Genomic DNA, 12,283 nt, shown 5'->3' on the forward strand with positions numbered 1-12,283 from the left:
ACGAACCCATCACCTGCAATCACCCTGCACGAGCGAGCTTTCAAAGCATTTGCAGGATTTATTAAGGTTTTAGTGATTGGCGGATTTTTTGAGGGGTGGGGGCGGCGATAAGATCAAACCGCATCGTCAGAACTGGCGATACTTTGCCAGCGGCAGGCCGTGTTTCTCGACATACTCATTGTGAAACCGGATTGCCTCGGCACTCTCCAGCCGCCAAAGGCGCTCCCGCTCGGCTTTGAGGGCCTTGGCGATGCCTTCCTCGGCGGCCTGCGAGAGGTCAATCTTCAGCGCGCGAGCCTCGGCAACAAGGTTGCCGTCTAACAAAAGCCTAGTCGATTTGCGGGCGGGCTGGGACATTCCAACCTCCAAGTTCATGCGCAAAATATATGCGCATGAACTGTCATTGGAAAGATCAGTCGTCCTTCATCTTCAGCGCGGCAATGAACGCTTCCTGCGGGATGTCGACCTTGCCGAACTGCCGCATGCGCTTCTTGCCTTCCTTCTGCTTGTCGAGCAGCTTGCGCTTGCGGGTGGCGTCGCCGCCGTAGCATTTTGCGGTCACGTCCTTGCGCATGGCGGAGATCGTTTCGCGGGCGATCACGTTGCCGCCGATCGCCGCCTGGATCGGGATCTTGAACATGTGCCGCGGGATCAGGTCCTTGAGCTTCTCGCACATGTCGCGGCCGCGCTTTTCGGCAGCCGAGCGGTGGACCAGCATGGAGAGCGCGTCGACCGGCTCGCCGTTGACCATGATCGACATCTTCACGAGGTTGCCCTCGCGATAGCCGTGCAGATGGTAGTCGAACGAGGCGTAACCCTTGGAGATCGACTTCAGGCGGTCGTAGAAGTCGAACACCACTTCGTTAAGCGGCAGCTCGTAGGTGAGCATGGCGCGCTTGCCGACATAGGTGAGTTCGGTCTGGATGCCGCGGCGGTCCTGGCAGAGCTTCAGGATGCCACCGAGATAGTCGTCGGGGGTGAGGATGGTCGCCTTGATCCAGGGCTCCTGGATTTCCGAAATCTTGACCACGTCCGGCATGTCCGCCGGATTGTGCAGCTCGCGCTCGGAACCGTCGGTCATCGTCAGCTTGTAGACGACCGAAGGCGCCGTGGCGATCAGGTCGAGGTCGAATTCGCGCTCCAGGCGTTCCTGAATGATTTCCAGATGCAGGAGGCCGAGGAAACCGCAGCGGAAGCCGAAGCCGAGCGCTGCGGACGACTCCATTTCGAAGGAGAACGAGGCGTCGTTGAGGCGCAGCTTGCCCATCGCGGCGCGCAGGTCCTCGAAATCGGCCGCATCGACCGGGAAGAGGCCGCAGAACACCACCGGCTGAGCAGGTTTAAAGCCGGGAAGCGCCTTGGCGGTCGGGCGCTTGTCCTCGGTGATCGTATCGCCGACGCGGGTATCGGCCACTTCCTTGATCGAGCCGGTGAAGAAACCGATCTCGCCCGGGCCGAGGCTGTCGACGGCCAGCATTTTCGGGGTCAGAACGCCGACGCGCTCCACCTGGTATTTGGCGTCGGTGCCCATCATGCGGATGGTCTGGCCCTTGGTCAGCACGCCGTCGAGAATGCGCACCAAAACCATGACGCCGAGATAGGTATCGTACCAGCTGTCGACCAGCAGCGCCTTCAGCGGGCCTTTTTCGCCGAGTTCGCTCTTCGGCGGCGGCAGCTGGTGGACGATCGCTTCCAGCACGTCGGGAATGCCGAGGCCAGTCTTGGCCGAGATCAGTACGGCGTGCGACGCGTCGATGCCGATCACTTCCTCGATCTGTTCGCGGATGCGGTCGGGTTCGGCGGCCGGCAGGTCGATCTTGTTGAGGACGGTGACGATCTCGTGGTTGTTGTCGATCGCCTGGTAGACGTTGGCGAGCGTCTGGGCCTCGACGCCCTGGGATGCGTCAACGACGAGAAGCGACCCTTCGCAGGCCGACAGCGAACGCGACACTTCATAGGCGAAGTCGACATGGCCGGGCGTGTCGATCAGGTTCAGAATGTATTTTTCGCCGTTGTTCGCCTGGTAGTGCAGGCGCACGGTCTGGGCCTTGATGGTGATGCCGCGCTCGCGCTCGATATCCATCGAGTCCAGCACCTGTTCCGACATGTCGCGCTCGGCAAGACCGCCGGTCGTCTGGATCAGTCGGTCGGCCAGCGTCGACTTGCCGTGGTCGATATGCGCCACGATCGAGAAGTTGCGGATATGGTCAAGCGGAGTGCGGGTGGAATTGGTGCTCATGGCTCGCGCATATAGCAGCGCGAATCCCTGTCGCAAAGCGGAAAGATAACCTTTCGTTGAGGATAAAGCCCGCGGCCGCAGGCTATTCGGCGGGCTTTTCCGCCTCCGGGCCGGTCATCACCGAGGCGTTCGGAAGCTGGGCGCTGCGCAGCCCGACATTCTCCCGCTCGTCGGCAGGCACGCCCTCGCGTTCTGTGAGGCGCCAGATCACGTAAGCCCCGTAGGCGATCGCCACCAGGATCACCGCATAGATGAAGGTATGCTGGCCGAAAGCCGGGGTGAGCAGCGTGACGCCGAGGGGCACGATAGTGGCTGCCGTCGACCAGGCCACCAGCAGCGTCGAGGAGAGCGGCACGAAATCGCCGGGGTCGGCCCGGTCGTTGGCATGCGCGTTGGCGACCGAATAGACGGTCTCTACCGCGCCGCCGAAGACGAGGAAGACCAGCATCAGGATGATCATCATCGAGAAAGACACGAACAGCGCCGCAAAACCCGCCGCGACGATCAGCGCACAGGTGATCAGCAGCACGAAACGGCGGTCGATGCGGTCCGACAGCATGCCGAGCGGGTATTGCACGAACAGCAGGCCGGTCTGCATCACCAGCATCAGCAGCGCCACATCCGTCTGCGCCACGTGATTGGTGGTCGCATAGATGGGCACGAAGCCCTGGATCACCATCGAAAGGCCGCCCGACGCGAGCACGCCGATCAGCCCGACCGGCGAGATGCGCCAGGCCATCCTGATGTCGACATTGACATTGGCCGGCGCCGGCGGGTTCGGCAGGCGGGTGAGCCCGATCGGCAGGATGGCGAGCGCGGTGACGAAAACGACGGCAAGCGGCGCGAGATTGCCATCCGTCGGAATGCGTCCGAACAACCAGGCGCCGGCGCCGAGGCCCAGCACGAAGGCCATGTAGAAGAAGGACATCGCCCGGCCGCGCCATTCGTTCGAGGCGGCGTGGTTGAGCCAGCTCTGGGCGATGATGAAATTGACGTTGGAGGCCGCACCGTAAACGCCGCGCGCCAGCACCCACCAGATCGGCGGCGGATTGGTGGCGATTAGCACGGCGGCGATGATCACCATGGCCATCGAGCAGGAGAACAGGCGCGCGTGGCCGACCCGGCGGATCAGCGGGCCGCCGACGAGGCAGCCGACCAGGCCGCCGAAGGCGAGCGTCGGGACCGCGGCGCTGGCGGCCCAGGTGTCGCCCGTCTGCGTCAGCACGAAAGGAACATAGGCGGACATGATGCCGCTGCCGATGGCGGCGATCGTCATCGAGACGACGATGCTGGCGATCGACAGGGGCGACGCCGTCTCGATTGTCTGGCCGTTCATCTCGTCCCTCCGCAAGCGCGGGCGTCGGCGGTTTCCGCCGACTTGAAGCCCGATACTGCTCCATAACCGATGGACCGTGACAGGAGCTATCGCGGAAGCGCCATCGCTTGTAAAATTCGACGGTTCCAGCATCGCACCGCTTGATTCCATGATAAGAGAATGCAATTCTCAAATTATGGAAACGACGGATCATGACATCGAGAACGCCATCAGCGAGCGGCTGAAGAGCCTGCGGGCCCGCGCCGGATTGACGCTGGACGAGCTGGCGAGCCGCTCCGGCGTCAGCCGCGCGATGATTTCGCGGGTGGAGCGGGGGGAGGCGAGCCCGACCGCTGCGCTGTTGGCAAGGCTGTCGGAAGCGCTCGGCCTCTCGCTCTCCGCCTTCTTCGCCGATGACGAACCGCAGAGCTCGCCGCTCAGCCGCAGGGCGGAGCAGAAGCTGTGGCGCGATCCGCATACGGGTTATCTGCGCCGCTCGGTTTCACCGCCGGGAACGCCGAGCAAGGTCGATATCGTCGAGGTGGATTTCCCCGCCCATGCGCGGGTCAGCTTTCCGCCGCGCGAGGAAAGTCGGGTGATGACCCAGCATGTCTGGCTCTTCGAGGGCGTGCTGGAGATGATCATCGGCGAGACCGTCCATAGGCTGCAGCCCGGCGACTGCCTCTATATGGATATCGGCGATGCCTTCGACTTCCACAATCCATCCGACCAGCCGGCTCGTTATGCCGTCATCCTCGACCGCGGCCGCTAAACCTTTTCAAGATGCCAGGAGCCTTCATAAGATGACCGTCACCATCCGCATCCTCAATGCCGGTGAAACCCGCACGGCGATCGCCGATCTCTCCGAGACCCTGTCCGACTGCGTCAACGGCGGAGCTTCGCTCGGCTTCATGCTGCCCTTCGAGCCGGAGGACGCGGTCGGCTACTGGCAGGAGATTGTCGATGCGGTCGAAAAAGGCAGCATCATCCTCGCTGTGGCCGAAGTAGAGGGCAAGGTCGTCGGCACGGTGCAGGTGGGCCTTGCCTCGAAACCGAACCAGCCGCATCGCGGCGACCTGATGAAACTCCTCGTGCATCGCTCCGCTCGCGGGCTCGGCCTGTCGCGCAAGCTGATGGAGGCCGTGGAAGCGGAAGCCGCCCGGCGCGGCCGCACGCTTCTGGTGCTCGACACCGCGACCGGCAGCGATGCGGAAAAGATCTATCCGCGCTTCGGCTGGGAGCGGGTCGGCGTCATCCCGGACTATGCCCTGTGGCCGGAAGGCGGTTTCTGCGCCACCACGCTGTTCTACAAGCGGGTTGCTTGAGGACGGAATAAAAATCCAGCAACACGGCCCCCTCCATCTCGATTTATTCTTGCAAATCAGGACATATGAATGGGCGTCGTTGATCAGGCGCTTTCATAGGGGGCTTCATGTTGACTTTTAATTCGCTGCCGGCAATGCGCCGCGCAGCTCTGGTGGTTTTGACTGCAATCATCTGCTCCACGGCCGGACAGGCGCTGTCCGCGGACGTGAGCTTCGTGATGCGCAACGAGCATCCGAACGCCGTCGAGGTCGAGCTTTACAGCCAGGACCGCAAGCATGTCTGGCCGGGCGGCAACCAAGTCTATTATCTGGATGACGGCGAATCAAAGCAGATCCACCTCTCGTGCAAGCAGGGCGAGAACATCTGCTACGGTGCCTGGGTCTCCGGCGACAAGCAGACCTATTGGGGCACCGGCCCGAACAACAAAGAGAGCTGCGAAGATTGCTGCTACGTCTGCGAAGGCGGCGAGACTGAGGAAATCAACCTGGTCGAGTAAGCAGGTCTGAAACGGGATCGGCTGATTGGCCGGCCGATCCCTTCGGCTCAGCGGTTTTCTTCAACAGCCGTAAACGGGGCGATGGCCGTTTCCAGCGTCATACCGGTTGTCCAATAAACCGCATTCCAGCCAAAAAGGCGGGCCGCCTCGACATTCTCCAACGTGTCGTCGAGGAAGACGATGTCTTCGGGCGACGCACCCACTTCCGCCGTGGCAAGGCGGAAGAAATCCTGCGCCGGTTTGCGGTGGCCGAATTTGGCGGAATAGAAAATACCGTCGAAATGGCGGGCGAGGCCGAGCCCATCCATCAGATAGGCTGCGCGCCGATGTTCCTGGTTGGTGGCGAGATAAAGTGCGATGCCGGTTTTCCGAACCACGGCAAGATCGTCGAGCAGTGTCTGATCCAGCCGGGAATCGTTTTCGAACCAGTATTGGAGCAGCGTTTCCGCTTCGAGATGCGGAGCGATTTCCCGAAGCACCGCGGTCAGGCGAGGCTCGATCGGCTCCCGGCCGGTGACGACGTCCGGCCAGAAAGGCTTGAAGAACTCCCGCTGCCACACGTCAACCGGCAGGCCGAGATCCCGTTCGAGATCGGTTGCGAACGGCAATCCGTCGCTAGGACGCCCGTCAACGAGCACGCCGTCGACATCGACCATCAAAATTTTCATTGCTTATTTCCAGATCTGAAAACGGCATAGTTTTGGACGCCGCTTCCTACCGGTGGATGATATCCGGATGATGACGTTCAGCGGATAGCATTGCCCGATCCGCTGAACAACGAAAACCCGAAGAGCACGCTTTTCGCTCAGCGGGCGGGTTTGAGGCTACGCTCGAAGGCTAACACGATGAGGCCGGTGAGTTCCCGGTGCATATCGGCCCGCGATCGGCTGGTGGTTTCATCGCAGATCGGATCGGGCTCTTCGACGGATTTCAGGAACTCGGCTGCACCCGGTTTGCAGACCGGCAGGAAGCTGAAATGGTTGGCGCCCTTCACCTGCGCGTAAGTGGCATTCGGGGCCTGTTTCGCCAGCGCGTCCGAAAGCACCGCGACCGGGATTTGCCCGACGCTGCCGAGATTGATGAAGGCCACCGGGATATCGATGGCTCTCACGCTGCCGGCCGTGAAAGCCGTCGCAAGGCCGGGATCGACCATGACGGCCGCAGCGATGCGCGGATCGCGGTTCGATCGTTCGAAGCGTGTCCTGTCGATGCTTTCGAGATCGAATTTTTTGACCGTGACCTGTTCGCCATCGGCAAAACCGCGCCCGCCTCGGAACCAGATGCAATCCATCATGGCCGGATAGTCGTCGCAATACCGTTTGTAGGCGCCGAGATCGGCACGTGCGCCGGCAAGTTCCATCGCCGTACTGCCGCCGAGCGAGAAGCCGAGAACGCCGATATGCTCTGTGTCGATTGCCGCCTTCCAGGGGGCTTCGCCGGTCAATGCGGTGATGATGTCGGAAAGGTCCTGAGTGCGTTCCCAGATCTTCGGCGTCGCGGCTGGCGTGGAATCGCCGCTCGTGGTGCCGGGATGGTTGGGACCGGCGACGATGAAGCCCGCCTCGGCGAGCCTGGTGGCAATCCAGGCCATGCCTTCGGCGCGGGAGCCGGAGCCATGGGACAGGAGCACGAGCGGATAGCGACCGCTTTCGAGGGACGCGTTCTTCGATGCAGGCGATCCCTCGAAAATCCGGTTGTCGCCGATGGACGTCGTTTCGCCGTCACCCTTTGACGGATACCAGACGGTTACCGCAAGTGCCCGATCGTGTTCGGGCGAAACCACACTGATTTTCCGGACGCCGACGGGATCGGCGGCAAGCACGGGTGAACTGCTGATGCCCGCCAGCAGAAGAGCAAAAAAGCGAAGGATGGGTCGCATGGAAGCCTCGTTGATCTGAGAAACGAAGGCTGACCCCTGGCAGGAGGGTGGCACGTTGGCGACCTCGATCACGTTCGAGGTCGTCCTCGAACGTGATCTTGTCCTATCGCCTTAAACCTTGGCGCGTTTTTCCGTCAGGAAATAGAGGAAGGCGATGACCGGCAGGGCAAGGCCGAGCGAGGAGGCAAGCAGCCAGCCGCCTTCGGCAAAGGCCCAGGCGCCGACGGCCGAGCCGATTGCGCCGCCGCAGAAGAAGGTCGCCATGTAGAGGCCGTTCAGCCGGCTTCTCAGGTCCGCGCCGAGATTGTAGATCGACCGCTGGCCGATCACGAGCGTCATCGTCACCCCGAAATCGAGCAGGATGGCAGCAACGGTCAGCAGCGCGAGCGCAATAATCGAGCCCTCCGGCGCGATATGGGTGATCACGAAGGCGACGGCGACGGCGGCGATGCCGAAGACCGTTGCGGGCTTGCCGAGATCCCGGTCGGCCAGGCGTCCGGCGATCGGCGAGGCGATGGCGCCGGCAACACCTGCCAAGGCGAACAGCGCGATGCCGGCCTGGCTGAGTTGGAAGGCGGGGCCGGCCAGAACCAGCGGTGTCACCGTCCAGAACAGGCTGAAGGTGGCGAACTGGCAGGCCTGGTAGAATGCCCGGCGGCGCAGAACCGGCTGGGTGGCGTAAAGGCTGCCCATCGATGCGAGCAGGGCGACATAGGAGAGCTTGGTTTGCGGCATGCGCTTCGGCAGCCGGGCCGCGAGCACGAAGCCGAGCACGATCATGACAGCCGCCGACAGGTAGAAGACGATGTGCCAGGAAGAAAACTCGGCAATGAAGCTCGAGACCGGCCGCGCCATCATGATGCCGATCATCAGTCCGCTCATGACATTGCCGACCACGCGGCCGCGATTGGCGTCGTTGGTCAGGCTGGCGGCGAACGGCACGATCATCTGGACCGCGGTGGAGCCGACGCCGATCGCGAGCGATGCGGCAAGGAACGGCACCGACGCGGTCGACAGGCCGGCGCCGAGCAGTGCCACGGTGACGACGCCGATCATGGTGAGGATCAGCCGGCGGTTTTCGAGAAGGTCGCCGAGCGGCACGACCAGCAGCAGGCCGAGGCCATAGCCGATCTGGGTGAGGGTGACGATAAGGCCGGTTGCATGCGCCGGCAGGCCGATCGAAGCGGCGATCGGGCCCGCGAGCGGCTGGGAATAGTAGAGATTGGCGGCGATGAGCCCGCAGGCAGCGGCCATTACGAAGGTCATGGCGGCGGACAGTCCGGAAGCGGCCGCCGGCGTGGCCATCGTTGCGCTATTGGTGGTCATGAGAAGCTCCTTGGGAGGAAGGGTCGGATAAAAATCAGTCGAGAAGTTTCATGGCCGTATCGACCACGGAAAAGGCACGGTCCCGGTTCGGACCGGTCTTGCCGAGTACTCTCAGGCCTTGCGTCACCGAGAGCAGGACGTGGGCGGTGGTGAGCGGGTCGATCGCCGGCGGAATGGAGCCATCCGCCTGGCCCTCGCGGATGAGCCCGTCGATCATGGCTTCGGTACGGGTCATGGAGCGGTCGACCCGTTCGGCGGCTTCGGCATCGTAGACGGCAAGCTCGATCGCCGTTCCGACGACAAGGCAGCCGCGCCGGCCGCTTTCGCCATGCGATGCCTCGGCATAAAAGCGCAGCAGGCGGGAAACCTTGTCGCGGCCGTTCTCGCCCTCGGCCAGTTCCTGTTCGAGAAGGGCGTTACGGACCTGCTTGTAGCGGTCGAAGCTCGCGAGAAAGATCGCCTTCTTGTCCTTGAACGCCTTGTAGAGGCTGCCGGCGGCAAGCCCCATGGCGTCCTTCAGCTCCGAGATCGAGGCCGCGTGATAACCCCTCTCGGAAAAGACGATGATCGCCTTGTCGAGCGCTTCTTCGATCTCGAATTCGCGGGGGCGACCCGGCGGGCGCGGCGCAGTGTTGATGTTCATGATATCGGCTTAATTTGGAAACGATCGTTCCCAAATAGAGGCATGTTTGCGCTTCGTCAAGCGCAAAGCCTATCCGCGGCGTGTGAAGCTTGGGTGTCAGTTGTAGCGCCCGGTCGGCAAATGAGCGGGGAACACTTGGCGCGCCGGGCGGTTACACCTCTGTCACCAACCCCAAAGCTGGAGGCAGACATGAGCAAGAGTGACGTGAAGGAGGCCGTAAAACGCGCCGAGCGCCAGGTGGAGAACACCAGTGCCGGTGGCCACCTCGGCGGTACCTATTACGGCCAGAACCCGGACGGCAAAACGGCATCGACGAATACCAATGTCGGCAAGAACCGTCCCAACACCGGCAGTAGCTAGGACGTCACCACGATCAAGAGATTTGGAAAGCCCCGCCGCGTGCGGGGCTTTTTGTTATATGATCCAAAAATCCGGTTGCGAAAAAAATCGGTTGGTGTGTCGGCAGGGAGGGGGCCTCACACGTCCTGGGTTCAAGGATGGCATTGCGATGTCGCGCGATCCGTCCGGATCTCGGAACCTGTGACATATGGGGAGTAGACATGAGTAGCAATTATCGTTGGGTCATCGTCGCAGCCGGCGCCCTGATGGGCTGCGTCGCCGTCGGCACGACGTTTTCGCTGGCCATCTTTCTGGAGCCGATCGCCAAGGCGACCGGCTGGTCGCATGCCGGCATTTCGAGCGCGATGACGCTGAATTTCGTCGTCATGGGTCTCGGCGGCTTCATGTGGGGCACGTTGAGCGACCGTTTCGGAGCGCGTATCGTCGTGCTGATCGGGGCCGCGCTTCTCGGCCTGGCGCTGGTGCTTGCCAGCCAGGCGCAGAGCCTCCTTGCCTTCCAGCTGATCTATGGCTGTCTGATCGGACTTGCCGCGAGCGCCTTCTTCGCACCGATGATCGCCGTCACCATGTCCTGGTTCGACGAGCATCGCAGCCTTGCGGTCTCGCTGGTTTCCGCCGGCATGGGCATGGCGCCGATGACCATCTCGCCCTTTGCCCGCTGGCTGATCACCGCCTATGACGACTGGCGCATAGCGATGCTCTTTATCGGCATTGGCGCCTGGATACTGCTCCTCCCGACGGCCTTTTTGGTCCGCAATCCGCCGGTCGTGGCGGCTTTGGGCGGCGGAGCCTCCGAACCTCAGGCCGAAGGTGCCGGCATGCCGTTGTCGCGGGTGTTCCGCTCGCCGCAGTTCCTGGTGCTCGGGTTTACCTTCTTCGCCTGCTGCGCGGCCCATTCCGGACCGATCTTCCATATGGTCAGCTATGCGATGTTCTGCGGCGTGGCGCCGATGTCGGCCGTCAGCATCTACAGCGTCGAGGGGGCGGCGGGCCTTGGCGGCCGCATTCTGTTTGGGCTTCTGGCCGACAGGCTGGGCGTCAAGCCGGTGCTGATCGGCGGACTGATGATCCAGGCCGTGGTCATTGCGGCCTACACGATGGTGAGCGATCTCAGCCAGTTCTACATGCTGGCGGTGATCTTCGGCGGCACCTATGGCGGCGTGATGCCGCTTTATGCGGTGCTGGCGCGGGACTATTTCGGGCCGAAGATCATGGGCACCGTGTTCGGCGCCGCGACCATGCTGTCGAGCATCGGCATGGCCTTCGGGCCGCTTGCGGGCGGCTGGGCCTTCGACCACTTCGCCAACTATGACTGGCTGTTCTTCGGATCGGCGCTGGTCGGCCTCGGAGCCGTGGCGATCGCTCTCGCCTTCCCGCCGCTGCCGCGCCAGCCGGCGCAGCTTCAGGCGGCCTGAGCAGCTCTGCGACTGTGAGCCACACAGCAAAAAGCCCGGAAAATTCCGGGCTTTTTGAAATTCAGTGATCGGCCGGGGCCTTGCGGCCCTTGGCTCGAGCAGGGGCCGGAACAGGCTCCGCAGCTTCGCGTTCGAGACGAAGCTGCCTCAATTTCTCGGTTTTCTTTTCCCGCTGGGTCGCTTCCGCACTAATGATCGAGCGCGCGGTGTGATCTGTCGCAGCGGCTTTGTCACGCGCGGAAAGCTTGGTGGGATTGAAGAATTCGTCCTTGGTGGCGGCCATACTATCCTCCTTCCTGATGGGATGTCCGTGCGGTTGACAAGTTATCCGCGCGCCGGACGGATCACTTTCTTAGGTGCCGGCAGGAGGCCTTCGCGCTGCATCTTCTTGCGCGCCAGCTTGCGGTAGCGGCGAACGGCTTCAGCCTTTTCGCGTACCCGCTTTTCGGAGGGCTTCTCGTAGGCGCTGCGCGCCTTCATCTCGCGGAAGACGCCTTCGCGCTGCATCTTCTTCTTCAGCACCCGGAGTGCCTGCTCGACGTTGTTGTCTCTGACTAGAACCTGCAAACTAAATCCTTTCCATTGCGGGCAGATCCCGCGTTCGATCGAAGTGTTGAATCACTTGCCAATGCGAATGCTCGACGGCTTCAGCCAAGGCCCGCTCGGAGCGTCGGCGGAAGCCTCGTCCGTCTTGGCCGACGATGCGGTCTCCGAAGTGTCGATATCGCTTTCGACGATCCGGCGCTCGAAATTTTCGCTGCCGAAACGTACCCGATACTGGTTTTCACCACGATCGGCTGCCGGCAGAAGGCCCACGACGCGGCATGTCCGGTCGCCAGTGGCGGTCCGGGTAAGGCCTGCCTTGAGGACGATGTTATCGCCTATGGCATAGACATTTGCGCTCATCGTGTTCTCCTTGGACCGGCCGAAAGCCGGGGCAAAACAAAAAGGCCGGGCGTTACCCCGACCTCTTCCCGTCATTCAAGCCGTCGCTGCCAGTACATCCGTGGTCAGCCGAGGCGAATGACATCCTTATGCGGCCCGGAGGTTGTCGGCCGAGCTTTTGCCGGACTTGCGGTCGCGAACGATCTCGTAGGAGATCTTCTGACCTTCCGTCAGGGAAGACATGCCGGCACGTTCAACAGCCGAAACGTGAACGAAAACGTCCGTCGCGCCGTCATCAGGCTGAATGAAGCCGAAACCCTTGGTGCTATTGAACCACTTCACGGTGCCAGTATTCATAACGATTTCCTTTCAATCGTTAGAGATTGCGGACAGTATTCC

16 protein-coding genes are annotated in these 12,283 nt (G+C 62.2%); 5 read left to right on the forward strand and 11 right to left on the reverse strand.

The genetic code is table 11. From position 1 onward, the window contains the following. Window positions 1-126: 126 nt before the first annotated feature. The 3 genes from LZK81_RS01955 to LZK81_RS01965 form a co-directional block, all read right to left on the reverse strand. On the reverse strand, window positions 127-357 hold the full coding sequence (locus LZK81_RS01955) for a type II toxin-antitoxin system CcdA family antitoxin (protein ID WP_046603493.1): 231 nt from the start codon (window positions 355-357) through the stop codon (window positions 127-129). Between the two features lie 55 nt (window positions 358-412). Then, window positions 413-2,239 (reverse strand): translation elongation factor 4, encoded by a 1,827-nt coding sequence (gene lepA / locus LZK81_RS01960; protein WP_046602993.1) that lies wholly within the window; start codon window positions 2,237-2,239, stop codon window positions 413-415. Window positions 2,240-2,321: 82 nt separating this feature from the next. Further along, window positions 2,322-3,575, reverse strand: coding sequence for an MFS transporter (locus tag LZK81_RS01965; protein ID WP_233955034.1), 1,254 nt, complete (start codon window positions 3,573-3,575; stop codon window positions 2,322-2,324). A gap of 175 nt (window positions 3,576-3,750) precedes the next feature. Here LZK81_RS01965 and LZK81_RS01970 point away from each other — a divergent pair, with 175 nt between their 5' ends. From LZK81_RS01970 to LZK81_RS01980, 3 genes are all read left to right on the forward strand, one after another. Beyond that, a complete protein-coding gene (locus LZK81_RS01970; RefSeq protein WP_233955035.1) occupies window positions 3,751-4,326 on the forward strand; it encodes a helix-turn-helix domain-containing protein in 576 nt (191 codons plus the stop codon). Between the two features lie 31 nt (window positions 4,327-4,357). Beyond that, the gene (locus LZK81_RS01975; protein WP_233955036.1) at window positions 4,358-4,879 is read left to right on the forward strand and encodes a GNAT family N-acetyltransferase; all 522 of its coding nucleotides are present in this window, start codon (window positions 4,358-4,360) and stop codon (window positions 4,877-4,879) included. Window positions 4,880-4,986: 107 nt separating this feature from the next. Further along, window positions 4,987-5,376 carry a hypothetical protein gene (locus LZK81_RS01980; RefSeq protein ID WP_046602996.1) on the forward strand — a complete coding sequence of 130 codons (390 nt, stop codon included), beginning with the start codon at window positions 4,987-4,989 and terminating at the stop codon, window positions 5,374-5,376. A 47-nt stretch (window positions 5,377-5,423) separates the two neighbouring features. Here LZK81_RS01980 and LZK81_RS01985 read toward each other — a convergent pair whose 3' ends face one another. The 4 genes from LZK81_RS01985 to LZK81_RS02000 form a co-directional block, all read right to left on the reverse strand. Next, window positions 5,424-6,044: an HAD-IA family hydrolase gene (locus LZK81_RS01985; protein WP_233955037.1), complete on the reverse strand. Its 621-nt coding sequence runs from the start codon at window positions 6,042-6,044 to the stop codon at window positions 5,424-5,426. 137 nt (window positions 6,045-6,181) lie between these two features. After that, window positions 6,182-7,255 carry an alpha/beta hydrolase family protein gene (locus LZK81_RS01990; protein ID WP_233955038.1) on the reverse strand — a complete coding sequence of 358 codons (1,074 nt, stop codon included), beginning with the start codon at window positions 7,253-7,255 and terminating at the stop codon, window positions 6,182-6,184. 111 nt (window positions 7,256-7,366) lie between these two features. Next, window positions 7,367-8,560, reverse strand: a complete 1,194-nt coding sequence (locus LZK81_RS01995) for an MFS transporter (protein ID WP_418936491.1) — start codon at window positions 8,558-8,560, stop codon at window positions 7,367-7,369. 55 nt (window positions 8,561-8,615) lie between these two features. Further along, the gene (locus LZK81_RS02000) at window positions 8,616-9,224 is read right to left on the reverse strand and encodes a TetR/AcrR family transcriptional regulator (protein WP_233955040.1); all 609 of its coding nucleotides are present in this window, start codon (window positions 9,222-9,224) and stop codon (window positions 8,616-8,618) included. Window positions 9,225-9,413: 189 nt separating this feature from the next. Here LZK81_RS02000 and LZK81_RS02005 point away from each other — a divergent pair, with 189 nt between their 5' ends. Together LZK81_RS02005 and LZK81_RS02010 are read left to right on the forward strand one after the other, a co-directional pair. Beyond that, window positions 9,414-9,584, forward strand: coding sequence for a hypothetical protein (locus LZK81_RS02005; RefSeq protein WP_172723891.1), 171 nt, complete (start codon window positions 9,414-9,416; stop codon window positions 9,582-9,584). Between the two features lie 200 nt (window positions 9,585-9,784). Next, window positions 9,785-10,999 carry an MFS transporter gene (locus tag LZK81_RS02010; protein ID WP_233955041.1) on the forward strand — a complete coding sequence of 405 codons (1,215 nt, stop codon included), beginning with the start codon at window positions 9,785-9,787 and terminating at the stop codon, window positions 10,997-10,999. Between the two features lie 61 nt (window positions 11,000-11,060). Here LZK81_RS02010 and LZK81_RS02015 read toward each other — a convergent pair whose 3' ends face one another. From LZK81_RS02015 to LZK81_RS02030, 4 genes are all read right to left on the reverse strand, one after another. Next, entirely contained in the window at window positions 11,061-11,282 is a 222-nt protein-coding gene (locus tag LZK81_RS02015) for a hypothetical protein (protein WP_046625551.1), read from the reverse strand. Between the two features lie 41 nt (window positions 11,283-11,323). After that, a complete protein-coding gene (rpsU, locus tag LZK81_RS02020) occupies window positions 11,324-11,566 on the reverse strand; it encodes a 30S ribosomal protein S21 (RefSeq protein ID WP_037079713.1) in 243 nt (80 codons plus the stop codon). Between the two features lie 51 nt (window positions 11,567-11,617). Further along, window positions 11,618-11,905: a hypothetical protein gene (locus LZK81_RS02025; protein WP_046603002.1), complete on the reverse strand. Its 288-nt coding sequence runs from the start codon at window positions 11,903-11,905 to the stop codon at window positions 11,618-11,620. A gap of 126 nt (window positions 11,906-12,031) precedes the next feature. Continuing rightward, a complete protein-coding gene (locus tag LZK81_RS02030; protein WP_007770461.1) occupies window positions 12,032-12,241 on the reverse strand; it encodes a cold-shock protein in 210 nt (69 codons plus the stop codon). Between the last annotated feature and the right edge of the window lie 42 nt (window positions 12,242-12,283).

It is taken from the genome of Neorhizobium galegae, assembly GCF_021391675.1.
Lineage (GTDB): Bacteria > Pseudomonadota > Alphaproteobacteria > Rhizobiales > Rhizobiaceae > Neorhizobium > Neorhizobium galegae_B.